The organism is Clostridia bacterium (assembly GCA_016887505.1).
GTDB lineage: Bacteria > Bacillota > TC1 > TC1 > UBA5767 > UBA5767.
In genome coordinates, this window is the sequence record CP069393.1 from 1249185 (window position 1) to 1275758 (window position 26574).

Sequence of the window (26574 nt, forward strand, 5' to 3'; positions counted from 1 at the left end):
TTTCCTACTTTCCACAGCAATGCTTATATTTTTTCCCGCTACCACAAGGGCATGGCTCATTTCGTCCAATTTTCTTGCTCCGTTGAACCGGTTTTTTTTCGGTGTCCTCACCCCGGTTTTGATGTAAATTCCTAGCTGTCTGTTGGGGTTCAACCAACATGACCCTGTAGATCAGCCTTGTTACATCTTCTTTAATGCTCGCAATCATGTTTTCAAACATGTCATAGCCTTCAAACTTAAACTCTACCAAAGGATCTCTCTGACCATAGGCACGAAGTCCAATACCATCCTTCAAATCATCCATCGCGTCAATGTGGTCCATCCACTTTTCATCCACCACTTTGAGAAGTACGATGCGTTCCAATTTACGCATGACCTCTTCGGTGAGCTTCTGTTCACGAATCCGGTAAAGATCATGTGCCTGCTTAATAAAGCGTTCCGCAACCTCCTCAGGAGATAATTTAAGTAACTCGTCCTTTTTAAGAGCATTCGCAGGGAAATAGGTCTGACTGGCAAAAGCCAACAGTCCATCTAAGTCCCATTCTTCCACAAATTCACTCTGATGGTCAAAGCGACCAATGGACTCTCGAATTACATCGTCGATCATGCCTAGGACCTGTTCTCGCAGATTTTCCTCCATCAATACTTGACGTCGTTGCTTGTAAATCACTTCCCGCTGTTGGTTCATCACGTTATCGTATTCTAATACATTCTTCCGAATGTCAAAGTTTCTCGCCTCTACTTTTTTCTGGGCAGATTCGATCGATTTACTAAGCAAGGGATGGTTAATCGGCATCGAATCATCCATACCCATCTTATCCATCAGGCCCTTCATGTTTTCTCCACCAAATAAGCGCATGATTTTATCTTCCATCGAAACGAAGAACACACTTGAACCGGGATCGCCTTGACGTCCGGCCCGTCCCCTCAATTGATTGTCAATACGTCTAGACTCATGACGCTCCGTACCCACAATATGTAATCCGCCCAATTCTTTTACGCCTTCTCCTAAAACAATATCTGTTCCACGTCCAGCCATATTGGTAGCAATCGTTACCATATCGATTTCACCAGCACGTGATACAATCTCAGCTTCTTGCTCATGGTGCTTGGCATTAAGAATTTGGTAATTAATTTTTTTCTTGTCCAGCATACGGCCCAGCATCTCAGAATTTTCAATAGAAATCGTTCCTACTAACACCGGTTGACGTCCGGCATGACGTTCTACGATTTCTTCCACGACTGCCTCATACTTACCTTGTTCTGTCCGATATACCCGGTCATCCGCATCAATACGAACCGTTGGTTTATTGGTTGGAATAACTACTACATCGGTTCCATAAATGGAGGTAAACTCCTGTTCTTCAGTCTTGGCTGTACCAGTCATACCAGAAAGCTTTTTATACATACGGAAATAGTTTTGGAAAGTAATCGTTGCTAGGGTCTGCGATTCTCTTGCAATCTTAACATTCTCTTTTGCCTCAATCGCCTGGTGTAAGCCAGCAGAATAGCGCCGTCCAAACATTAACCTTCCGGTAAATTCGTCTACAATGACCACTTCACCATCTCTCACCACATAGTTGACATCTTTCTTCATCAGCATGTGAGCCTTAAGTCCTTGGTTAACATGGTGTCCTAGCTCTGCATTTGCCCCTTCATAGATACTGTCTACCCCCAAGATTTTTTCCACTCGAGAAAGACCTTCTTCTGTCAGGATTACATTTTTTTCCTTTTCTTCAACTGTAAAATCCACATCCCGTTTCAACATAGGAATCATTTTGGCAATGGTATAGTAAAGCTCAGTCGGCTTATCCGCCTGTCCGGAAATGATGAGTGGCGTTCTAGCTTCATCGATCAGAATGCTATCCACCTCATCCACAATCACGTAATTCAGTTTTTGTTGAACCAATCTCTCTGGGGTGTTGGCCATATTATCCCGCAGGTAATCAAACCCAAACTCATTGTTTGTTCCGTAAATAATATCCTTTTTATATTCTTCTCTTCGTACTTCCGGCTCCACACCATGGATTATGAGTCCAGTTGAAAGCCCCAAAAATTCATAGAGGGGACCCATCCATTCTGAGTCTCTTCGTGCTAGATAGTCGTTGACTGTAATGACATGAACTCCATCTCCTGTAAGAGCATTTAAATAACAAGGCAAGGTAGCAACCAAGGTCTTACCTTCACCAGTCTTCATCTCAGCCACACGGCCTTGGTGCAATACGATCCCCCCGATTAACTGCACATCGTAGTGACGCATACCGAGTACTCTAACTGCCGCCTCACGAACCACAGCAAAAGCTTCTGGTAAGAGCTGGTCCAACGTCTCACCCGCGGCCACTCTAGCCTGAAATTCAGGTGTTTTTGCTTTCAACTCTACATCACTTAGTTTTTGCATCAAAGGCTCAATTTCATTAATTTTCTTTACCAAGGGCTCCAACTTTTTGAGATCTCTTTTATTCTCATCAAATAACCCCATAATTTTTTTAATCATGTTTTCTCCTTGTATTATGAACTTATAGCAAGCTATAGTTCAAAAGTATTTTGATATAATTTACATAGTGCTGTGGATTAGTGCTTTCTCCTATAGCTTTGACTATTTCGTAAAGGCTCTAACCACATCTCTATGTTTTTTTGTTAATGAGTTAGATAACACGTAGATGTTTTATCTCGGGCAAGGTTACATGACATAGATGCTTGTGGAGCGCAGCAACTTTTTAGTAAAGGATGTGTCACTATGATCTATGTTGGTATCGATGTCGCCAAGAATAAACATGACTGCTTTATTGTTGATTCGGAGGGTGAAATCATCCATAACGTATTCACCTTCAAAAACTCTCGCCAGGGTTTCAACCTATTACTGCAAACCATTCCTGACGTGAGTCACTCGCAAATACTAATAGGACTTGAAGCCACTGGACATTACAGCAATAATCTCATCAACTTCCTGACAGAAAACAATCTTCCCGTGATTATTCTCAATCCTCTGCAAACCAGTCTTTTCAGAAAAGCTCAAACGCTTAGAAAGACCAAAACAGATTCGGTTGATGCAAAAACCATTACTATGATGCTCAGAACAGGTGACTTCAAATCCCACTCACCTGTATCTTACCACCATAGAGAGCTCAAGTCACTTTCTAGACACCGATCGCGTCTTGTCAAAACCAGAGCTTCTTACAAAATGTCCATCACTAGATTGTTAGATATCGTTTTCCCGGAGCTCCCAGCCTTGGTCTGGTCTATCCATCAGGCTTCTGTCTATCAGCTCCTACTGGCTTTTCCTAACACTCGAGAAATTGCCGATGCTCACCTAACCAAGCTTACTCATGTCCTTAGTAAAGCTTCCCATGGACGTTATGGAAAAGAAGAAGCTGTAGCTATTCGTGATTCTGCCAGAACATCTATTGGCACATGTTCACCATCTTTATCCTATGAACTTAAGCAAACCATTCACTTGATACAAAACCTGCAGAACGAGATTAAAGAGCTGGATCAAATAATTGAACAGCTTGTTGGTGAACTGAATTCTCCCTTGCTCAGCATACCTGGCATTTCCCATCGGTTGGCAGCTGTCATCCTCTCGGAAATCGGAGACATCACCAGGTTTGAATCTCCCGCTAAGCTGCTTGCCTTCGCAGGGTTGGATCCATCCACACATCAGTCTGGCAAGTTCACAGCGACTCAAACCAGAATGGTCAAGCGAGGATCCCCTTACTTGCGCTGGGCCCTCTTGCAAGCCGCCAGGTTGATTGTGATGCGAGATGCGACCTTCAAAGAGTACTATAAGAAGAAACGTTCTGAAGGCAAACATCACTATGTCGCTCTGTCTCATACAACTAAAAAGCTGATCCGGGTCATCTTTAAACTATTGTCTAGCAACCAGAACTACGTCGAGCAGTAGTAACTAGTTGAAATTGTTTGCCACATGTAGCAAAATTGCTACGTCTTTTTATGATGCGAAAATCCCCATTATAGTTCTCTTGAACAATTAAATGTTTTGCTTGACTTCATATAGTTAGTCTTTAAGTAGCTCTAATTGAAGTGTGCTAAAAAAATCTACACTGCTTATTATAACCCATTTCGTTCATGAATACCTTCACTTATACATAAAAAAACGCCGGATTTCCGGCGTCTTTTATAGATATTTACTGTTCCGATTCAATTATTCCATAGTGACCATCTTTTCTAGCATAAATTACATTGACATTGCCATTGGCTGCATTGGTGAATACAAAGAATGTATGTCCCAACATATCCATCTGCATCACGGCTTCTTCCTCAGTCATCGGCTTCAATTGGAAACTCTTTCTCCGAATAATGCCGGGTTCTTCAACAGGCTCACTATCCTGCTTGAATGCTTCTAAATTAATTTTTTTTACCCCGCGGTTCTTATTCTTACGATCCAATTTTTCTTTGTGTTTTAAATACTGCTTCTCCAAATTATCTAAAGCGCGATCAATGCTCAAATACATATCTTCAGATCTTTGCTCGGCTCTAAGGAAATAGCTATGGTAGTGAACTGTTAATTCTGCAATATGGACACCACTTTCTACTCGAAGTAGCACAGCACCATCTGCATCATCATCAAAATACTTATCCATGCTTTGGAGCTTGTTTTCTGCGTAAACTCTCAGAGGATCGGTTACCTCAGTGCCTTTGGTTCTAACTAATACTTTCATACTTTCGACCTCCTCTATTATGTTGTATAGTACTATATTCCTTATGACAGTCCAGAAACCCTGCCAAATAGAAAAATTTCTTTGGACTAACTCCTATTTTTCATAAAATAAGTGTGGGGTTATTTATCCACACTTATCCACATAGTTCTTTTCTATCTTTTAATCCCTATTTTCACAATTGCCCATAAAACGGACATTCCAGCCGATTCATGAAAATGTGGATAATGTGGATAAGTGGCTAATCTGTCCATAAATCCCTTCTTCCTATTTTATGTAAACTTTACTACCCCTGCCCGGTATTAATCGATCTTTTTATTCCTTTAAGCCCTTATATATCAAGGGTTCTAGTCATTTTATGCCTCCAGAAACTCTGCCATATAGAAGTTACTCTCTGAATATTTTTACAAATTTTATTCACTAGATAAAGATATTCTTGTTTTCATCGTTATCCACAATCGAACAAATTTTCCCTTTTTCATGTCAAGCACTATTTTGCATTTTTCACCCTTTTTTTTCATTAATTCTTCCTGAAAGTCATTGTGGATATTGTGGATAAGCCCTGTTTTTCCCCACGGATAAAGCGTTCCAATTGTGGACATTCTAGTGCTTTGCCAAAAAGCAAATTCCTACAATATGGGCATAACCGCAGGCACTCAAAGTGCAAACTGCCTCTGTCATGGTTGCACCTGATGTAAATACGTCATCAACGAGCAGTACCCTTTGCTTTTCAAAATTTATACATCTCTTTTGAATGCTCTGGTTCACTGTGAATACACCGTGAATATTTTCACGGCGCTCGGTAGTAGCTAGGTTGGTCTGCTTGGGTGAATTCTTCCTCTTCAGAAGACACCGAACTGGCCTGTCCATATACCGGCCCAACCATTTTGCCAACAGCTCCGCCGTATTGTAGCCCCTTTGTCCCACACGAACTCCGGTGCTCGGTACATAGGTTATCAATGCAGGCAGTTGGCTTGCATCCGGAATATTGCCTAGGTAAGCCTGAAGCATGAGCATGGCCATGGTCTTGGCCAATTGCGTTTGTCCGCCATATTTAAACTTTAAATGTACCTGTCTAAAATCCTTGTATGACGCCACACGATATAAAAGAAAATCCCCTGCAAGCAGAGGATTATGTTGTTGAAAATTATTGATTTTTTGACGACAGGAAACACACAACATTTCCTGCTCTTTTTTGGCACTTCCACACAAGGGACATCGCGGGTCTCGCCTAAATATATGCATCTTATCGTTCCCCCACTAGATACTTAAACTGTTTGTAATTAACGCCCTGTGCTTTGACTGCAAGGGCCATATAGTCATTGGCTGGATAGACTGTAAACTTACCTGCAGCTTTTACTTCAGGTTGGAATGATGCCAGATAAATCTTTAGTCGTGGATTTTCTTCCTTGCACTTTTCCAAATACTCTGAAAAATCATCCAACCCATATGCTGCAACTTGAATGGATTCTTCATACAATTCCGGCCGGATCAACCGACCGGCAGGCAAAACAGCTAACGAAAACAAAGCATCCAGCGCACTATGTCCACCTGCTATCCCCAATGCCACTACCGTTCCCTTCGAAAAATAGGGATTCTTATCAAAAAAGCAATCTTTTAATAGGCAGATACCATCCTGATATAGACTAGACTCCCCGCATTCTTTTCGCTCATGCTTTAGCCATACAGCCAGAACATCTAATGCCCGCATGCGCTTTTCTTCAGCAATTTGCGTGTTTTTAATCCAATTATAGGCCCGATTTGCTTCCACAATAGACGATACCATTTTTAATCGTTCCAGAGACCGGTGTGCCACTACAATTGTGGCCTTCTCCGCCAATTCCCACAGTAAATCTGAATTACTCTGGTTCGGGACTAAAGAATCAATATGCTTAATCATTCGCACATCATCTTCACTGATTCCCTGATTATCGTGCATATTACGCCTCCGCTTCTACCAATACCGCATAAAGGAAAGCCAAGGTTCGTTTAACACTCATAGACTTGTTGCGCAATCTGTTGCCAGAAAGCAGCAGTTTTTTGACATGAGACGTCCCATTGTAGTCAACACAAACATAGACTAAACCCACTGGTTTTTCTAAGCTTCCTCCATCCGGTCCAGCTATACCAGATACGGCTACACCAATATCAGCACCCGTTTTTTTCCGTATTCCTGCTGCCATGGCTTGGACTGTTTCGGCAGAAACAGCGCCTCGTTTTAGCAATACATCCTTCGATACACCCAAAAATTCTTCTTTCCATTGGTCGCTATATGTTATGGCAGAAAATTGCATATAGTTTGAACTGCCTGGTACGTCTGTCAGACTTGACGTTAAGAGTCCTCCCGTGCAGGACTCTGCACAGGAAATGCTTAAGCCCTTGTCTAGCAGCAAACGTCCCACAGCTTGTTCTAACGTGTCATCATCCTTGCCAAAAACATGTGAGCCTAAACGATCCCTAAAATCACTCTCCATTTGGTCAAGGAGTTGAATTGCTTCACCCTCCTCGTTAGACTTAGCAGTAATTCGGAAGTGAATTTCTCCACTTTTTGCTGTCGGTGCTAGCGTAGGATTGGTTGAGGCAATCAAGTCCCGAACTCTTTCTTCCGCTGTGGATTCGCCGATACCAGCCACCTTCATAACACGTGAAAGGATACGTTCTGTCAAACCAAACTCCTGTTTAAGCCAGGGTAGAATTAGCTGATTAAGTACAGGCTCCAATTCATGCGGTGGACCCGGTGTTAGAATATAGGTATGTCCATCCATTTCCACCGCGGAACCTGGCGCAGTACCTACTGGATTGGCAAAAACTACTGCTTTTTCAGGTACCAAGGCAACTTTGTCATTATTTTTCAAATAAGGAAGATTCCATTTTTTTCCATAAGCCCGAATTTTATCCAATGTGGGTTGATGCACCGTTTCACCTAAGCCAAGGACGCTCACCAAGGCCTCTCTAGTTTGGTCATCTTCTGTAGGTCCCAACCCTCCATTTAAAATAATCAAATCTACTGAACTAGCCGCCATCTGAATGGCCTCTTCTATTCTTTTCTTGTTATCCCCTACTGTCGTAATTTTATATAAATCAATTCCAACTTCAGCCAATGCCCTAGAAAACATTTGGGCATTGCTGTTCACAATCTGACCCAAAAGCAATTCTGTTCCAGTACAAATAATTTCAGCTTTCATGTTCTTCCTCCTGTTTGGCATCCAATTTTTCATCACTTGCAATGCCTAGTCTTACCGCCATTGTAATTAACAGTGCTGCTAGTGCAACCAAAATAACCAAGGACCACCATGACCCTAGTGATTGAATAAACATGGCACATACACCCAACACAACATCAATCGCATAAATAGTCAGTACTGTATTCCGGTGGCTAAGACCAATATTAAGGAGCCTATGGTGCAAATGCTTCTTATCTGCTTCAAAAATTTTCTTACCGGTACTAGCCCGTCTTAATATTGCCCATAACGTATCTAGGATGGGAATACCCAAGATTACTACGGGAAGTAATAGAGAAATCGCAGTTACACTTTTTGTCATCCCAAGGATAGCCAAGGCAGCAACATTAAATCCTAATAACATGGAACCAGTGTCTCCCATGAATATGCTGGCAGGATTAAAGTTATACGGTAGAAATCCTAAAATGGAGCCACCAAAAATTGCACCTAACAGTACCGCTGGCATCAGTCCAATCCGATAAGCACTAACGCTAATAAAAAACACGGCAAATAGAACCGTACCTGCTGCCAATCCATCCAAGCCATCAATCAGATTGATAGCATTGGTTACACCCACAAGCCAGAGAACGGTCGCAATAACGCTTGCTCTTTCTAAAAATATATACGAGGTAATGGGAAAAACAATAAAGTTAATGCGAAAACCAAACTCGACCAATACCAAGGCCGCTAAAACTTGCCCCATCAGTTTCAATTTTGGTCCTAGACCTTTCGTGTCATCAGCAATTCCCGTCAACACAATAATCAGGTCCGCCAAGATAAGACCAGTATAAGTACTACTCTTTTCTGCAAACGCTAGCGAAACCACCAAAAAAGAAAGAAAGATAGCCAAGCCTCCAAGACGTGGCATCACACCTTCATGCACCTTACGTTCATTTGGATAATCAACCGCCCCAATCTTTATGGCCAGTCGCTTAACAATTGGTGTTAATAACAGTGAAATCACCGTCGCTATCGTTCCAAGTAATAATATTTCAGCAATCATAGGTTTGCCCCCTCATTCCGTCTCTTTCGAAAGTACTTCAAATGTTCATCATAACCTAGGACTGCTAAGAATAAGAAATATACGATAGCACCAAGCGCCCCACAAATAAGCAACAGTATCAATGTTCCCAAGGTTCCAGGTTGAAGCATATTTAGAAGAAATCCTTTCACACTCAAAACACTCCACCCCATCACGGCAGCAGCCAAAATAAATTTTATGACCACCCGCCCTTGGGCCTTTAGATTATCAGACAACATATATTTCCTATACCCAATCATGAGAAATATGGCATAAGCTACATTGGCCATTGCATAAGCCGCTGCTAATCCCTTGTGGTTAAAGGTATCAACCAAAGCAGCACTGATGGCTATATGAATCACGAGGGCTACTATGCCTGCAATCAGGGGTCCTCTGTAATTGGAAACGGCGAAGTAGGCCCGGGTTAACACCAAATTCACAGACATAGCAATCATGCCCCAAGCATAATATACCAAGACTTCTGACGTCAGAGTGACCGCTGCTTGATCAAATGCACCCCTTTGATACAACAGGCCAATTAGAGGTTCTCTAAGAACGACCAAACCCACTGCCGCTGGAACCATGACCAATAGGATTAATCGTATCGTTCCCAAGAGATTCTCGCTCAGGGCCTGTCGATCTCCCTTAAGGGCCGTTTCTGCAAGCATTGGATAGCTTGCGGTTACTACGGCTGCGGTAAAAACCCCGATTGGCAGGTTAATGATGCGACCTGCAAATTCAAGTGCAGAAATAGTTCCGGGAATCAATGAGCTTCCAAATCCCCGAGCAATCATAAGAAAGAACTGATTTACAGACACACTCAGTGTAACCGGCAAAATATCTCGTAATACCCGTAGGGCTTCTGGCTTGTTGGAGTTAGCATGGCTAAAAAGCCGAAAACCTTTTTTTTGCACCCCAACCCAGAGCATTAAAAAAAACGCAAAAAATCCCATCAAGGTACCATATGCGACACCTTGAATACCCAATTTTCTTGCCGTAAGCACTATACTTCCGATGACAACTAAATTGGCCAGAGCCGGTCCAAAAGAAGCAAGTGCAAATCTTTTTTCTCCATTCAAAATTCCGGAGAAAAGCATCGCCATTCCCATAAAGACAATCGAAGGCAGAATAATTCTAGTCAATTTTACCGAAAGCGCTAGATTTTCCGCTGTAAATCCCGGCGCCAACATACGCGTAAGGGGAAAAGCCAAAACCTCACCCACTATGACGATTCCACCTAAAATAAGCACCAACCGCAAACTAACATCTCTCGCAATGCCATAGGCTTCTTTCTTGCGCCCTTCTGCCATGTACTTTGTCAATAACGGAACCATGACCAACAGAAACGACATTCCAAAAACGGCTTGTAATGAATAGGGAAACGTATACGCTACCAAATAGGCATCCGTTATCCCTGAAGTCCCAAAATACGCTGCCAGTGTAGCGTCTCGAACAAAACCCAGAACCTTAGATAGCATATTGAGAATGAGCACAACACTGGTCGCTTTTGCTAAACTACTCATGCCTCTTTTTTCCCATCAAATCCACTAATATATCCATATTCTTTCTAGACCTGGAGCGCAATTTATCCACTCGTTCCAGTATCGCCACCGAGCTTGCATCCCGGTCCATCAATAATTCCTTCGCTGTGTGCAACAACTTATCAATATCTAAGTTCTCTACACGGCCACCAAATGTCTGACCTGTAGCTTGTACTGCTGCCTCAATCTTCGGATCGTAAGACAATCCGATGGCTGGTACCCCCATAATTGAAGCCATTACGATACTATGCATCCGCATGCCGATAAAAAGGTCCATCTTCTCAATTATGCCCAACATCTCCACCGTATTATATTGTTCCTTCATAACTACGGCATCTTCCACCATTAATTTGGCAATATCCCTAGCACATGAAACGTCATCTGGAAAATGGAAAGGAACAAATACTACCTGGTATCCACTTCCTGTCAACGCATCAGCCAATTTAGCAAGTATATTCTTGTAGTTGCTAAGGTCCGCCCAGTCCCTGACAGAAAAACCAATCAATCGATTTAACTTTTCGCCCTCAATACCATTGCGAGCTAGCACTTTTTCACCAGGATGCTTTTCCACTTCATTTCTGTACAAACTAAACACGCCATCAGCCGTGACTTCTAATTGAGGTTTGGTTACACCCAAATCCAGTAGTTCCTGCTTCGAGTCTCTGTCTCGAACCGTAATCACATCAACCCTATTAAGCAGGGAAACCACTTTTTCACGTGATCTTTTCTGCTTAAAAGGTCCGATACCCTGGGCCATGAAATAAACCTTCTTCCGCAGCAATACTGCAACCCTAGCAATCATCAGATAATAATCCAACGACCTAGTCGAGGTCACGTCCTGCAAAAGGCTACCACCCCCAAAAACCAGTATGTCATGATTAAATACTGTAGAAAGCACTTCAAGCCATTTCCAACGATTCCTGGCTTTTACACCATAAACCTTGCTTGTCTTTTCCGGATTGTTTGACAAAACAGTAATTTCAACATTCTTGTCTCTCTGTTTCATACTACGGATAATGCTATATAAGATTGCTTCATCCCCGGTATTGTTGAATCCGTAATAGCCCACCAATACTACTCGTTTCATAACCTTACCTCTTCCATCTAGCATAGATCATATGAGCGATCTTCCATATCACTACACCAAGAATGATACCAATAATCAATCCATATGTGCTACGCAATAACGAAATCATTAGTGGTGTATGCAAGTGCGTAAACGTATTGAGCATTGAAACCTGTCCAATCATACCCAGTAGAAAAAATGGTAGCGTTCTAAAACGAAATCCTAAGCTGAGTCCCACCAACATTAAGGGATGCCCAATCATGAATTCCTTGGTCCTTGGGCGTGCCATCGTTACTTGTTCTAAAAGACGACGAGCAGCTGTTTCTAGGGAAGATGGTACCAAACCGGCATTCCCTGTTCTAAGTATATATACACCCAAAATACCTGCAGCCAAGCCAACAATTAACAATATTTTAATCGTTAATGGTCGGTTGAGTAATTCTTTCCAAAGAATAATTAGTTCTTCCTTCTTGCGCTCAAGAAAATAATAAACCAATAAGCCAGCAAGTGGCAGACTAAGTGTAAGTTTTACACCAGTAAACAAGTTTAAGCCAAGCATAAAGGCTCTCTCTCGCAAAAGTCCAACTACGAACACAGCGCCCACCAAAGTCACAGCACTCATCAAAAGAAGTCCCAGTATACTCTGAGGTATACTGCGCTTTTCCTTACTATTTTCCAATACAAATGTAACCCCAAGTAGCGGGAATATACAACCTGCAAGAAGAGCCATCATCTTTTGCAAAAAGATACATTCTTGCATGGCAACCAAGCTCACAGACATTAGTATTCCCAAAATAAATCCCAATATTCCCAAAAACGTTAGGCCCCAATAATGAGAAAGCAGAACTGCTGCAGCCAATACACCGACTGACAACAATAATATTGCCCATTCGGGAACGAATAAATTCGTAAGTGGTTTTGCTCTTGCAGCGACAAAGCCTTGGTTTTCTATACCTTCCGCAATATTTTTTACATAGGCCACATTCTTAGACCAAGACTCTTTTTGTCCGCTTTCATATCCTCGAACGAATAGGCTACGCATATTCCGATCCTTAACCGCTAACATATATCGTTCCACGGAAGCAGTTTGGGTCATGGTACGCAATTCATTTTCTGCGATGGAATGTACTCGTACAACCTTTTCTTTCATCTCCTCCGCCAAATTCTCAAAGCCCAACTGTTTGAAGAATTCAACCTGTCCAATCTCAGCACCTTTTTTGGATATTTCTTCTGCTAATACAGGAAAAACAGTGCGAACTTTTGGATCCTCGCTATAACCAAACAAATCTGAAGAATTAAACAGGAAAAGACTAACCTGACCTAGGCTTTCAAACTGAGAAAAATAACGAGACAAAGATTCCTGTGACGGATTCTCCCAATCTTTTATTTGCAGTTGAAGATAGTAACCAATTTTTTCCGCCTGGTGCATATCCTCTAGTGGCCATCCCATACCTACTCCAAGAATGTTCGTCAGTTCATATGCCTGTAGGCTCCAAAGCGAGGAAAGAGGCAAATCCGTTCCCAAATAGGTCATCGCACCTAGTGTGAAATCATCCTTTAGATAATCCCTTATTTCTAAGTTTAGACGGATATTATCTGCTAAAGCGCCCTCCGGTAACATCAGATAACTTAGCTCCGGATAGGCGGGAAGTCCATCCCAATATAGTTCTAGGCCAGAAGCAATTGATGTCTGGTCCTTCAGTGTCTCAATATCATATTCTTTAACCCAAAGAGAAGTCGCCCCTGCCTCTTGGTATTTAAGGAGCAAGTCCTCCATGGATAATCCACTTAATCTGCTTTCTTCTACCAGATCTTCATAATGGATTGCAATTTCAACTTGATTGTAATTCTGCTCAATCGCGAATCTGCCACCCATTAAAACCGAACCGGTAATCAGCCCGATTAGCACCAGCCCATATAACAGTTTTTCCAATACCGACCAATGCTTGTCGATTGCTGTCTGCAATTTCATACTGCTCCCCCTAGAATCGTATATTTATTGTTCCATCCATAATTTTTTGTAATTGGTTTTGATCCATCTTAATTCGCACCCAACCATCTACAACTTCATACATTCTTCCTTCAATTTCTATAGTAATTCCATTTTGCGGTCGAAAACCATTGTCTCGTACGCAAAGTGAAACCCATTGCTTTTCATTTTCAGTAAAAGATTTCGTTATGTTACCCACAAAAACATCGTAGGTCGCTGGTTTACTCCCTGTATCGCCCTGCAAGCTACTAAAGTTGAGATTGACGTTGGCAGTAGAATCAGATAGTAAACTATTTTCAAGACCGCCCACTACCACAATCTCCCATACACCAGAAACAGGATTTTCTAAATGCACAGTTCCAATTGTAGAACCATCCAATGTATTCTGGGCCATCACGCGCCCTGCCGGATCAAAAAACCAGTATTCAATATCCTTTCTATGAGGATTAATCGTTGCTTGTAAATTGCTCGATCCCTCTTCTACCTTAATGAAGATTCTTTCAATTTCGCCTGGGTCTATTCGTGGTTCTATTTCAAGCTCCATCAATTCAGACTTCCCTTGCTGCATCACGTAAGGAACGATGGCAGACACATACAATTTTTTCACTTCACTCAATTCAGGCAAGACTGACACGGTTAAGGAAGCATAGTAGATCCCTGGTTTTTCGGGCACATCGAACTCCAATGGTAGGGTTCGGATGCCTTCCTTGGGCATTACCATCAACGATGCTTTTGGTTTAACCCAATCTTTGTCAGATTGCCAATACAGAATTTTTTTCGTGTCTCCCGACTGCTCAACATAAATTGGTAGGCTTCCAGGTGTATAGTCCCGACCATATAAGCCTAGCCCCACACCCAATTCTTTATTCCAAGTGGTAATAGATAGATCAGCAGAAGGTTGGCTCCATTTATCCAATGACCCATAATCCAGGATACCATTGCCACTCTGGTATATTTCAAAATCTGCTATTTTAGCACTATCTCGCACAATATCAATCATGGCGCTTTCTTTCACATTCCGGTCTACTTTGCCGTCCTGACTCAAAAACGACGCCACGACTCCTGAGGCCAATGCACTGGCTACTGATGTTCCCTCAACCAGTTTGTAAGAGGAAGAATCCCATTCGGGCGTTGGCAAAACCCCAATTGCCGGAGCACTCACATCGATACCCACATAGCCATCATCTCGAGGGCCATTTGAACTGGTAGACCAAATCACGTCTTTGGTTAAAGGCAATCCCAAAATCTCATTCGCAAACTGCTTGGGAAGATACCCACTTACGCCAAGTACAGACTCTCCATTCCCTGGTGTAGCTACTGTATGAATTCCGGGGCCTAGGTTACCCGCAGCACCAACGAATACAACACCATAACGTTCACTATAAATTTGAGCTAAATAGGTTAATGAATTATTACCAGAGGTAATCGAATCCTGATAACCCATGCTCAGGTTAACTACGGTTGCGCCCTTTTCAACTGCTAAGCGAATGGCTTCTTCCAAATCTCTCCATTGAGCCTGTCCCAACCGATTGAAGGCCTTAATCACTAGCAACTTACTTGCTGGTGCAGTCCCCATCACCTTGCCATTGCCAGAAGCAGCACAAGCCATGGCGGTGCCATGGCCGTTCGCATCAAAGCCTAATGTTGCTTCACTTCCATCAGCTTGGATTTCAGACACAATCACGTTGAAATCTCCTGCATCATTTTTACTCAGATTGTACCATTCCTGGTCGGCCGTATATTCTGTCATCGATTTTTCATCTGAAAAACGAAAATCATGGTCGGTATCAATATATAGAGTATCGTAAACGCCCTTTTCTTCTGAATCGGCAAAAAGAACGAGGAGTTGGTCATTTATTCGACCATTTACATCTAAGTCAATTTTCAACACTGATTCATCAAGAATAGCATATGGAAGACGTCCACTCAACGTATATGTTCCCTGCAAATCATACTGTTTTCCTTCGATTGATACATACCGGTCCGTTTTAGCTACTGCCCCAATGCCCGTTATTTTCCCTTCTTCGGTTACATCGTAAAAGCCAATCAGCTTCTTATCTCCATCAGGCGTATTTGTTAAAGAGCTAAGACCCGGATCAATTCCAGAATCAATAATTGCAATGATTTCACCCTGTCCTTGATATGTATCATTCATACCAAGTGCCTGGCGCAATATCAAGGAACTGCGCATAGCATCGCCTGAGTCAAAATTTTGTGCAGACAAGGTCGAGGCTACTTGTATTTGTGCTGTACTAGACTCAGATATTATTTCTGTCGAAAGAAACTTTGGCACCGTAGGCTCCAAATCGGTAGCCAAAGTCGATTCCAGATAACACAATTTCCCGTCTTGACTAATTACTCCCAAATATAAACCATCTGTCTCAAGGCTCTCTTCCAACTGCCCCAATAATTCAGAATCGAACGGAATTTGCACCGACTGCTTACCAATGATAAAATCTGCTTTTTGGTAGTCATAAGAAATTAAGGTTCCATAAAAATCATAATATGTGCCTACTTCTTTCAAGAAAGCCCCTAACATTGCGGTAGCCTCATCACGTCTTACCTTCAGACTTCCTCTAAAAGTGCCATCCGGATAACCCGAAATCAGTCCATAGCTAGTAGCTAGATTGACGCTTGACTTAGCCCATGCAGGAATCTGTTCTTCATCACGAAAAGTCAGACCAAGACTACCATACTCATCCATCTCCAGTGCCCGGGTCAGCATAGTGGTGAACTCCAAACGGCTAACCTGCTGTTCCGGTTTAAAGCTACCATCCGGATAGCCACTGACTAAACCTCTTTCCCAGGCTACATTGATGTAGGCACTAGCCCAATGGCCTTTTTCTACATCACGAAAGATACATTCCGTATCCTTAAGCTCTTGCAGTCCATCGCTTGCACCATTGGCATTAACCAACAGCACAACCGCTTCCGCACGGGTTAAAGATGCTTCTGGACGGAAAAGCCCATCAGCATATCCGCTAACCAGGCCCTTCGAGGCTAATACTGAAATCGATTGGGAAGCCCAATGGTTTTCATTGACATCAGAAAATGCCCAAGCTCTCGTTGGGTTCATAAATATATATAGCATGAGTATGAAGATCAATAACTTTCTGCGCATAAGCAACCTACTCTTTCATAACACCCTTTATTTTCTCATAAATCGCCTAGAATATCCATCCTTTTTGCCTAACTAGGATACTCTCTCCACACAGAAAAGCAATACCCTTTTTTTACACTGGACATTCAAAATAATAAAAAACCATCTTCTTTTAACAGCAATTATTCGCGATGCGAGATTAGGCCAATATTATGACGCTTACAATGAGATAAAGTTCCATTTTATGTTTATCAAATTTACTATTAGTGATGCTAAAAAAGGCTTGGCTTTCTCCGTATGAGAAACCAAGCCTTAGGCCACTATCTATACATTTTTAAGCTATTCCAATACCATCAAATATCATTTCCACATACCGTGATGCTCGGCCATGAGGATCCATTTTTTCATCAAAAGGAGTATGGCATAATGCTGGTAAACCAATGACCAACATCATCTGCATTTCCTGCATTGGCATGTTTTCACGAATACTTCCTTCTTTCACACCCAACTCGATGAGTTTTTTAAACAACGCCATTATGCTCTCACCGATGTTTTTAAAGGGCCTATCCCTTTTCATAATCCACATCTGTTCCATCATGCGCATGCCTTTTCCAGTATCCCGCATTTCCTCGCTAAATCTTATCTGCTTTTCGTAGAGAGCCACAATACGTTCCTTAACAGGAATTTTCAATGCTGCGACATCTTCCATCTCTTGCAAGTAGGTTTCCAGCATAAAGTTAAAAAGTTGATAGTACAGTTCTTCCTTGCTTTCAAAATACTCATAGACTGTACCCTTGCCTACACCTGCTTGCCTCGCAATTTCAATCATCTTTACATCATGAAAGTCACTTGTGGAAAAGCACTCAAATGCACCTTCCAAAATCTTTTTTCTTGTCTCTATCCTGCCCATAATTCTCCTACATGAACAACGAGTAGGTAAAGGAAGACTTAACCAATTCATAGTTCAGCAGCATAGACGTCGCAGCATCCTCTGCTTCAGCTAGCGCACCTTCTGCCTCTTCCATTTCCAACCTAGTTGCCATTCCTTCTTGGTAACGCAGCTTCACAACTCGGTAGTTTTCTTTGGAGTATTTTACATTTTCCAAGAAAGACAGATACGCTTCTTCTGTCGCTGCCAGATTCGTGTAAGCAGAACGAATCTTCAATTCACTTTGTTGAAGTTGAGATTCATACTGCAATTTGGCTTCCAACATCGCATACCTTTGTTCCTTATATATGTTTGTGTTTTGCGTATAGTAAGCATCCGCAACCGCAAATCCTGTTGCCGCAATTTCATATGCTCCTTTAGCCCCTATTAAGGCTACATCCTTTTCCATACCCTCAGCAATCGTTTCATCTAAATCGATTTCGACTGGTTTATAAGAAAATTCATCCGTTGCTACAATCGGAGTATTCAATGGCAAAGACAATTGCGCTGCCAAATCCATCATGGCATTCATGTGGCTAGCCTGTTTTCCGGCAAGATCCGCTTTTTTGCCAGCCACCAAGGCTTGAGCCCCCATGACTTCTCCTTGCGATACCATTCCAGCATCAAAGAAAGATTGCGTGATTCTCAGCTGTTCCTGAGCTCTCGCCAAAGTATTTTCTGCATTTTTCAATGAAGCTTGTGCTTTTAATAGCTCATAATAACTGCTTTGCACACCGAATAGAATTGCATTTTCAGTTACTGCATACGAAGCTTCTGCTACTTGCAAGCCTACTTCCGTTGCCTTTTTAGCTACATATTTTCCTAAAGAACGCTCATAGTTGGTACTATATATGCTATAGGATTTTGTATTAATATCGTTTGAATCATTTTTCTGTTTCCGATCCAAAAACTCTGCTTTGTCGAGTCCTACTTCAGAAAGTTCTAACTCAGGACTACCTTCTAGAACCATAGCCTTCGCCTCAGCCAGGGTAAGGGTGATTTCCGTCTGTTCTTCGGTGATTACCTGTGGAATTTCAAAATTATATTCATATTTCTCATCAGCCACAACTGGCGTACTTACCATTACACCAATTAGCAGACATGCAATACCGGCAATCCAGCTTTTCTTCTTCATTGCGCTACCTCCTCCTGAATCGTGCTCTTCTTGTTCTTTTTCTTCTTATTTGCTCTTTTTTCCTTTATTTGATCAAAAATTGCATAAATTACAGGAATGAACACCAATGTAATCACGGTGGACACTACCAGACCGCCGATAATGGCAACACCAAGCGGAGCAAACATTTCACCACCTTGACCAAGCCCTAAAGCCAACGGTATCATCGCCAAGATTGTAGTTAATGTGGTCATAATGATCGGACGCAAACGTGCAGATGCGGCCTGAATTATGGCTTCTATAGATTTCATCCCACTATTTTTCAACCGATTAATATAGTCAATCAGCACAATAGCATTGTTCACTACAATTCCAACCAGCATGACCACTCCAATAAACGACACGACGTTTAGAGTCTGATTGGTAATTAGGAGTGACCAAACCACACCGATAATGGTAAACGGCAAGGTAAACATGATAATAAATGGGTAAAGAAGTGATTCAAACTGTGAGGCCAAAATCATGTATACCAAGGCAATGGCCAAGAGTACAACCAAAGACAAGTCAGAGAATGTTTCTGCCATCTGCTCTGCCGTGCCTCCAAATACAACCTCATATCCTTCCGGTAGTGCTACATTTTCATCAATCGAGGCTTGTATGTCCGTAATTACGCTATTCAAGTCACGGCCAAATATATCGCCGGATATGGTTACTTCTCTTACTTGGTTACTTCTTGTGATGGTATTCGGTGAATTCACATTTTCAATATTTGCTACTTGATTCAAAGGAACCACATAGCCCAGTGGACTCATGATACTAATACTACCAATTTCTTGTATAGAATCTCGTGCACTCTCATCTAATACAATTCGCACGTCAATCTCATCCGAACCCGTCGTGTAACGAGTCACTGTAGAGCCACCAATGGCCATCTGAGCAGTAGATGCAATCGTATATGCGCTGAGTCCATATGCCGAAGCCCTCTCTCGGTCTACCACAATACGCATCTCTGGACGCCTCTCATCTAGCGAGGAGCTAACTTCTCGAGTTCCTTCCACGCTGCCGACTAGGGCGCTAACTTTACTTGAAAGTTCTTGGAGAGTGTCAATATCGTCTCCCTTGATACTAATAGAGATTGCTGAGCCCATGGACATACCTCCGCCCATGGAGTCGGCTGCACTTACCGTGATATCAGCACCAGGAATTAGGACTGTATGCTGTCGGATGGCTTCTACTACTTCATCTGTGCTTCGTTGCCTATCATCTTTTAAATACAGATATATGGTACCTGCATTGGTAGTATCGCCAGAAAGAGATATCTGCATACCACCCGATCCAATGACTGTGGCAATCGACTCATTCTCATCTAATGAGCCTAGATAATCTTCCAATCCAGCTACGACCTTTGTTGTCTCAGCCAACTTGGTTCCAGTTGGCATGGTAACAGCGATACTAATCTGTCCCTCATCCGAAGCAGGGAAAAATTCTTGCCCTACGAACGGAAGTAAGAATAGGCTGGCAATAAAGATACCACTGAAAATAACCACAATACGTCTTTTATGCTTTAACGCATATGTCAATAATCTACCATGTGCCTTGTTTAATCGGTCAAACCCATTGTTAAATCGGGTCAGTATTCGCTTAACTAAACTATTCTTTGCCCGGTGATGTGCATCCACCCTAATCAAGCGAGAGGATAGCATGGGGGTTGCCGTAATGGCCACAAACAATGAGGCCAAGAGGGAAAAGGATACCGTCAACGCCAGTTCATTAAAAATTGTCGATGTCATCCCTTCCGTGAAGGCAATTGGGAAAAACACAGCCACCGTAGTCAGGGTGGAAGCGACAATGGCTGAAGTCACTTCACTAGCACCTATTTTAGCTGCATTCATGCGTTCTTCACCTAGTTGGTTGTGCCGGAAAATATTTTCAAGAACAACGATGGAATTATCCACCATCATACCAATTCCCAAGGCTAGGCCACCTAGTGTCATAATATTCAAAGTCAAATTAAAGAAATACATCAAAACAAACGTTGCAATAACCGATATTGGAATGGACAAGGCTACAATCAGCGTGGAGCGAATATCCCGTAAAAACAAGAACAGGACTAGAGCCGCCAACAGGGCGCCCAACAACATATTGGTTGCCACAGCTTGAATAACCACTTCAATGTATTCCGATGAATCATAGAATATATCGATAACAAAATCATCTGGTAATTCTTTCTTCAGTTCTTCCATTTCTGCTTTGACTGCAGCAGCCACGGCAACCGTATTGGAGCCAGACTGCTTATTGACGGAAAGAGTAATTGACTCCTTACCATTCATTTTGGAAATGGCTGCCTGCTCTTTGAATCCATCCACTACTTCAGCCACATCAGCAACCCGAACCGACGCGCCCGTTGGAGTATTGATAACAACCTGTGCAATTTCCCCAGGCTCTGTAAATTCACCCTCAACGTTGATAATCAGATCCTTACTGCCCTTTTCCATCAGGCCTGCAGACATACTGATATTCTCAGACGTAATTGCTTGCTTTACCTGAGCCATGGTCAAACCATAGCTATTCAACCTAGCTGGATCCAACACCACCGTTATCTCCCGCGTTTTTCCGCCGGTCAAATTTACGCTAGCCACACCATCGATACGTTCTAATCGGGAAAGCATCGTATCTTCAATGATGCTTTTAATCTCCTCCGTATCCCGGTTGCCAGTTACCGCAAACTGCATGATGGGCATCATGTTGGGATCTAGTTGCATAACCATAGGACTCGTTGCATCCTCTGGCAAATAACCCTCAATCAAATCTATCTTTTCGCGCATATCCAACGTAGCGTCAGACATATCTGTATTCCAACCAAACTCCAAAAGAAGCAATGAATTACCTACACTAGAATAGGATGTAATATTCTCCATATCTGAGGTGGTCGCCAATGAGCTTTCCAACGGCTTGGTTATAATATTCTCAACTTCCTGAGGCGACGCACCAGAATAGCTGGTCGTAACAATAGCAATCGGTAGATTCATATCTGGCATCAAGTCTAAGCTAATCCCAGATAGGGACACTGCCCCTAGAACCACTACCGCTATCAAGATCATGACAATGGTTACCGGCCGTTCAACACTAAAATGCGATATTTTCATTACTCGGCCCCTTCCTCAATCACTTGAACAGAGACTCCATCGCTTAGACGTTCCTTACCTAAAACTACAATTTCATCACCTTGGTTTATATCACCGCGTATTGCAGCTCGCTCACCATCGGTCAATAGAACTTCAACTGGTACCTGTCGGACGGTTTCGCCAATTAGTACAAAGACAGTTGATTCATTATCTGTGTACCGAATGGCATCCTCAGAAACAATCAAACCGTCAACCACCGTATCTTGGACCAGATTGATGGTACAGGACATACCTGACTTAATTCGTTCATCTGGATTGTCTATCTGCACTTTAATGGCAAAGGATTTGGTCATAGCATCCGCTTGAGGACTTGCCTCAACAATGATTCCACTAAAGGGTTCCTCTTTAATAGATTCAAACCATACATCAATGGTTTTCCCAACTTCCACTTGATTGATCTGCTTTTCACTCAATCCAAAGGTTGCTTCCACACTGGATAAATCAATGATCGAGATAATTGGTAGGCCCATACTAGCCGTCTGTCCTACTTGAGCATTGACATAGCCAACAATACCATCTATTGGCGCCGTAATATTCACTTGTTCTAGACCATCTCCAGCCATGTCCAAGGCTACACGAGCCTGTTGAAAGGAGCCATCCCGAATCAGTTCATACTGGCTCTTACTAGAGTCATATTGCTGCTTAGATACGGCACCTTCTTGGTATAGTCTAGCTGTTTTCTCGTAAGTATCCTTTGCATTTTCCAATTGCAGTTTAGCCATCGAGTAGTTTGCATTCGCTTGAGTAATCTGCTGATTCACACTTTCAGCATCTAGCTTAATCAACAAGTCGCCTTTGCTAACCCGGCTACCAGCACTAACCAACACCGTATCTACCTCTGCAGGTACCCCAGCAGTAATAACCACTTCATCCGTAGCCTTCGCTGTTCCGTTCAATCGATCGGATATGGAAAGTGAGCCCATTTCCACCATTTGGGTGGTGACAGCCACACGAAATTCTTCTTCAGCTTCTGGTTGAGAAGCGCAGCCCGAAACTAGAGCTGCGATTAGAAATATCAATAATGTCCAACGCATTTTTCCCATTTTTTATCTCCTTTAACGCGAGTATTGAGTCCATCCTATCAATAACTGACCCACTGGTCAATTGATTTCACTAAATTTCTGACCCGAGGGTCAGTTAATCATTCCCCTAATAACACTTCGTGGTTCACATTGTACTAGGCTTCACCTTTTTCCTTTTAAAAATCCTCCTGTATTACCTGACCTTCTCACCTTTTTCCCACACTTAGCTGCTCTTCTTTTTATCTTAAGCACTTGTTACTAGATGACTTTAGTATAAACCCTAAATCATTTTTACGCCTTTTAAATGAGCCTTGCAAAAATATGGATATCAGTCTTCTACACAAATAATTTTTACCAATACAAAATACATTAAAGGATAAAACACTAAAACGTCGAATGAAAAGAACTATGAGTAAATACCACAAATAGCTTTTATGTTAGGGGAGGTAACTTTTATGAAACGTAAAAAATTACTAGCGCTTGGGTTTGTTTTGATTTTCGCAATAACAATGGTGGCTGGTTGTGCACCTGCTGCAGAAGAAGAGCCCGTCGAAGAACCAGCTGAGGAACCAGTGGTGGAAGAACCGGCTGAGGAGCCAATGCAAGCCGCATTACTTACCTCTGGCCCTATCAACGATGGTGGTTGGAATATGTTGGCTTATGAAGGTCTTCTAAACTTGCAAGACCAGTATGGTTTTGAGGTAAGCTATACTGAGAATGTTAAGCAAGATGACCAAGAAGCCATTATGAACGATTATGCAAGAAAAGGTTACGATGTAATCATTGGTCATGGTTTCGAGTATGGCGATGCAATTCTAGCCGTTGCTGCCAACCATCCCGATGTACATTTCATCAATATTGGTGGTATGGCGGTAGCAGATAACGTAGCATCAGCCAGTTTCCAAACTGGTGAAATGGGATATGTTTTAGGTGTTATGGCTGGAAGAATGACCGAAACAAACAAAGTTGGTTTTGTGGGCGCCATGGAAATCCCGACTATTGCTGCAGATGTGGAAGCATTTAAAGCAGCCATTGCTGAAGTAAATCCTGACTGTGACGTCATGGTAACCTACACAGGTTCATGGGTAGATATCGCAGCTGGTAAAGAAGCAGCCATCGGTCAAATTGATGCTGGCGCTGACATTATCTATGGTGTCGGTGATGCATGTGATGCAGGAGCCATCCAGGCTTGTGAAGAAGCTGACCATTTGGTTAAATTTATCGGTTGGTCTGCTGATATGTCTTCACTAGGTCCCAATACTGTAATTACTTCTGGCTATCAGTCAATTTCCACGCTGATTGGTAACGTTGTGGATACCATCCTTGACGGAACGTTTGAAGGAAAATCAACACCTTACGGTATTGCTGATGGGGTTCAATATTTTGCAACTTGGAATGATGACTTAATCACACCGGAAGATAAGGATGCCACTATTGCCGTATTCAATGAATTTATGGATGGAGAACGTGTTACTGAATTCCCATCAAACTAAACTAATACGATAAAAAAATTAGAAGAGACCATGGCGAATGCAAACAGCATTCATTGCCATGGTCTCTTCTTTGTCAATTTATCTTCTGTTTAAAACCTCTATGCTCTTTGATCTATCTTTTGACTTACAGGCAGATAAATAAGCATAAGAATAATTGCTGAAACAATCATCTCTGGAAGCAAATAACTACCATTATAAATCAAGGAATAAACGTAAGGATTGGTTCCTTCAGCATAAGTAGACCAAATCACCACACCAGAAACGAAGTGACAGGCAAAACGTCCCAACACCCCAATGGCAGTTCCTATGGCGATTTTTACTCTGCTTGTCGGTCTAACGACACCAGCCAGTCCCAAAGCAGCAAAAGCAACACCATAGTCAAACAACAATGAAATAATATGAAAAGAATACTTCGGTCCCAAAATAAACTGCAAGGTACCATATACAGCCCCGGCTAACATACCTTGTTTCCACCCTCTACGCAATGCAAAGAACAAAATTGGCACCATACTGCCTGCCGTAACCGATCCGCCCTGAGGCATCGTAATTATAGTTACATAGCTAAGCACTTGAGCCAAAGCTATCATCAAGCCGGCCTCCACCAAAGTTCGTACATTCTTCATCAATTCTTCCTCCTTCTCCAATAAAGCATAAATAGAAATAAAAAAAACTACCGCCGGGTATGCGATAGAAGGAAATGAATCTTGCTTATTTCCCTACGCTGGCATTACCCAGATCAGGTTTAGGGTTAGCGATTGCCTCTCAGCCGACCTACGTCAGCACCCCTTTACATGAAACTAGTAGTAGTTTACGGTATTAAACGGTATTTGTAAAGAGAAACGAGCCGGAAAACCGGCTCGTTTCCATTCTTTTATTTTCATATCATTAATTATTCTGCCACAGTCTATCTGCAACAACAGACCACTCTTCTGCTACCTTTTTAGTTTTATCTGTCAAATCTCGAACATCTTCCTTATCAAGTGGTTGTGTAGAATGTACATCTGATTCAAGTACCATCTTGCGTAAACACTCTGGATTATCTAATAAGGGGCACGGTCTTAGCATATTCTGATTAAACGGCTGGCCTTCTCTATAGGCTTTGAATAAGGGTTGACCAAGTGCTTCAAGCAATGAAACATCATGAATGTTAGCGCTAGAATAGTGGATGAAAGCACACGGTTCCACGTCACCCGCCGCGTTAATGTGCAAATATCTTCTTCCCCCTGCGATGCAACCATCTACGTGTTCCCCATCATTCCAAAAATCCATCGTAAATAGGGGTTTTTCTTTGCGGAATTTGCGAAGCTGATGGTACATAAACTCCCGTTGTTCCGCATTTGCCAGCAATTCAGGAACAGCATCCTTACCCAAGGGAATATAGGTGAAATACCAACCGAAGTAGCATCCCTTCTCTATCATAAGGTCTATATACTCTTCACTACCAACCACATCCACGTTGCCACTGTGATAACAGGTTGAAAAGCCAAAGGGAATACCATGCGCCTTCAGTATATCCATGCCTGCCATAATCTTATCAAAAGTACCTTCTCCCCGGCGCATATCATTTTCTTTTTTAAAGCCTTCCACACTGATTGCAAAGGTTATGTTTCCTACTTCTTGAATTTCCTTGGCAAATGCCTCATCAAAAAGTGTTCCATTGGTAAATGCCAAAAAAACACAATCCTTATGTTTTCTTGCCAAACCTATCAAGTCTGCCTTACGAATGGTTGGTTCACCACCAGAGTAGATATAGGTTCTAATTCCTAATTCCTTACCTTGTTTAATAATATCATCCAATAGCTCATAACTCATACTATCTGTTTTCTTATACTCAGCCGCCCAGCATCCAATGCACTTTAGGTTGCAGGCAGAAGTTGGATCCATCAAAATCGCCCACGGAATATTTCTATCATATTTTTTTCTTGCAATATTCAGTTCTTTGGCGCCTTCAATTCCGGCATGAATTCCAATGTTGTAGATTAAGGTATTGCGCACATGAGGATCTACCTCAGTCAGAATCTTTTCAATAAGTTCACGCCAGTTGCCACCATTTTCCCAAGCATCCTTAATTAACTCGTATTGGTTTCTAGTACCAGGTTCCATCGGAATCTTGCCGGCCCACTTCAGAAGCTTTGGAAAATTAGCCATAGGGTCTTTTCTGAGATAGCCTAGTGCTTTTTCTAACATTGCTTTACTCAAGTTCGATTTAACAGCCAT

At 42.2% G+C, this 26574-nt stretch carries 19 protein-coding genes and 1 riboswitch; of the genes, 2 read left to right on the forward strand and 17 right to left on the reverse strand.

Going from position 1 to position 26574, the window contains the following annotated elements:
• Positions 1-4: 4 nt before the first annotated feature.
• Positions 5-2494: a preprotein translocase subunit SecA gene (gene secA / locus JR334_06150; GenBank protein ID QRN86779.1), complete on the reverse strand. Its 2490-nt coding sequence runs from the start codon at positions 2492-2494 to the stop codon at positions 5-7.
• A gap of 243 nt (positions 2495-2737) precedes the next feature.
• Here secA and JR334_06155 point away from each other — a divergent pair, with 243 nt between their 5' ends.
• The gene (locus tag JR334_06155) at positions 2738-3901 is read left to right on the forward strand and encodes an IS110 family transposase (GenBank protein ID QRN86780.1); all 1164 of its coding nucleotides are present in this window, start codon (positions 2738-2740) and stop codon (positions 3899-3901) included.
• Positions 3902-4145: 244 nt separating this feature from the next.
• On the opposite strand, the gene raiA is transcribed toward JR334_06155, so the two are convergent.
• From raiA to JR334_06225, 14 genes are all read right to left on the reverse strand, one after another.
• Positions 4146-4679, reverse strand: coding sequence for a ribosome-associated translation inhibitor RaiA (gene raiA, locus JR334_06160; protein ID QRN86781.1), 534 nt, complete (start codon positions 4677-4679; stop codon positions 4146-4148).
• 410 nt (positions 4680-5089) lie between these two features.
• Positions 5090-5278 (reverse strand): hypothetical protein, encoded by a 189-nt coding sequence (locus tag JR334_06165; GenBank protein QRN86782.1) that lies wholly within the window; start codon positions 5276-5278, stop codon positions 5090-5092.
• Position 5279: 1 nt separating this feature from the next.
• Positions 5280-5774 carry a ComF family protein gene (locus JR334_06170; GenBank protein ID QRN86783.1) on the reverse strand — a complete coding sequence of 165 codons (495 nt, stop codon included), beginning with the start codon at positions 5772-5774 and terminating at the stop codon, positions 5280-5282.
• Between the two features lie 148 nt (positions 5775-5922).
• The gene (locus JR334_06175; protein QRN86784.1) at positions 5923-6615 is read right to left on the reverse strand and encodes a hypothetical protein; all 693 of its coding nucleotides are present in this window, start codon (positions 6613-6615) and stop codon (positions 5923-5925) included.
• Position 6616: 1 nt separating this feature from the next.
• A complete protein-coding gene (locus JR334_06180; protein ID QRN86785.1) occupies positions 6617-7861 on the reverse strand; it encodes a competence/damage-inducible protein A in 1245 nt (414 codons plus the stop codon).
• On the reverse strand, positions 7851-8900 hold the full coding sequence (locus JR334_06185; GenBank protein QRN86786.1) for an undecaprenyl/decaprenyl-phosphate alpha-N-acetylglucosaminyl 1-phosphate transferase: 1050 nt from the start codon (positions 8898-8900) through the stop codon (positions 7851-7853). The genes JR334_06180 and JR334_06185 overlap by 11 nt, the downstream gene beginning before the upstream one ends.
• A complete protein-coding gene (gene murJ / locus JR334_06190) occupies positions 8897-10441 on the reverse strand; it encodes a murein biosynthesis integral membrane protein MurJ (GenBank protein ID QRN86787.1) in 1545 nt (514 codons plus the stop codon). Before murJ ends, JR334_06185 begins: the two co-directional genes overlap by 4 nt.
• Positions 10434-11546 (reverse strand): polysaccharide pyruvyl transferase CsaB, encoded by a 1113-nt coding sequence (csaB, locus tag JR334_06195; GenBank protein ID QRN86788.1) that lies wholly within the window; start codon positions 11544-11546, stop codon positions 10434-10436. Before csaB ends, murJ begins: the two co-directional genes overlap by 8 nt.
• 4 nt (positions 11547-11550) lie before the next feature.
• On the reverse strand, positions 11551-13497 hold the full coding sequence (locus JR334_06200) for a hypothetical protein (GenBank protein ID QRN86789.1): 1947 nt from the start codon (positions 13495-13497) through the stop codon (positions 11551-11553).
• Positions 13498-13507: 10 nt separating this feature from the next.
• On the reverse strand, positions 13508-16591 hold the full coding sequence (locus JR334_06205) for an S-layer homology domain-containing protein (GenBank protein ID QRN86790.1): 3084 nt from the start codon (positions 16589-16591) through the stop codon (positions 13508-13510).
• 358 nt (positions 16592-16949) lie between these two features.
• Positions 16950-17525: a TetR/AcrR family transcriptional regulator gene (locus JR334_06210; GenBank protein ID QRN86791.1), complete on the reverse strand. Its 576-nt coding sequence runs from the start codon at positions 17523-17525 to the stop codon at positions 16950-16952.
• Between the two features lie 7 nt (positions 17526-17532).
• Positions 17533-18678, reverse strand: coding sequence for a TolC family protein (locus tag JR334_06215; GenBank protein QRN86792.1), 1146 nt, complete (start codon positions 18676-18678; stop codon positions 17533-17535).
• Positions 18675-21803 carry an efflux RND transporter permease subunit gene (locus tag JR334_06220; protein QRN86793.1) on the reverse strand — a complete coding sequence of 1043 codons (3129 nt, stop codon included), beginning with the start codon at positions 21801-21803 and terminating at the stop codon, positions 18675-18677. The genes JR334_06215 and JR334_06220 overlap by 4 nt, the downstream gene beginning before the upstream one ends.
• Positions 21803-22885 (reverse strand): efflux RND transporter periplasmic adaptor subunit, encoded by a 1083-nt coding sequence (locus JR334_06225; GenBank protein QRN86794.1) that lies wholly within the window; start codon positions 22883-22885, stop codon positions 21803-21805. Before JR334_06225 ends, JR334_06220 begins: the two co-directional genes overlap by 1 nt.
• Positions 22886-23319: 434 nt before the next feature.
• On the opposite strand from JR334_06225, the gene JR334_06230 reads away from it, so the two are divergent.
• The gene (locus JR334_06230; GenBank protein ID QRN86795.1) at positions 23320-24357 is read left to right on the forward strand and encodes a BMP family protein; all 1038 of its coding nucleotides are present in this window, start codon (positions 23320-23322) and stop codon (positions 24355-24357) included.
• A 98-nt stretch (positions 24358-24455) separates the two neighbouring features.
• On the opposite strand, the gene thiT is transcribed toward JR334_06230, so the two are convergent.
• Together thiT and JR334_06240 are read right to left on the reverse strand one after the other, a co-directional pair.
• Positions 24456-24980: an energy-coupled thiamine transporter ThiT gene (thiT, locus tag JR334_06235; protein QRN86796.1), complete on the reverse strand. Its 525-nt coding sequence runs from the start codon at positions 24978-24980 to the stop codon at positions 24456-24458.
• Positions 24981-25052: 72 nt separating this feature from the next.
• Positions 25053-25154, reverse strand: a riboswitch (TPP riboswitch).
• An 88-nt stretch (positions 25155-25242) separates the two neighbouring features.
• The gene (locus JR334_06240; GenBank protein ID QRN86797.1) at positions 25243-26574 is read right to left on the reverse strand and encodes a radical SAM protein; all 1332 of its coding nucleotides are present in this window, start codon (positions 26572-26574) and stop codon (positions 25243-25245) included.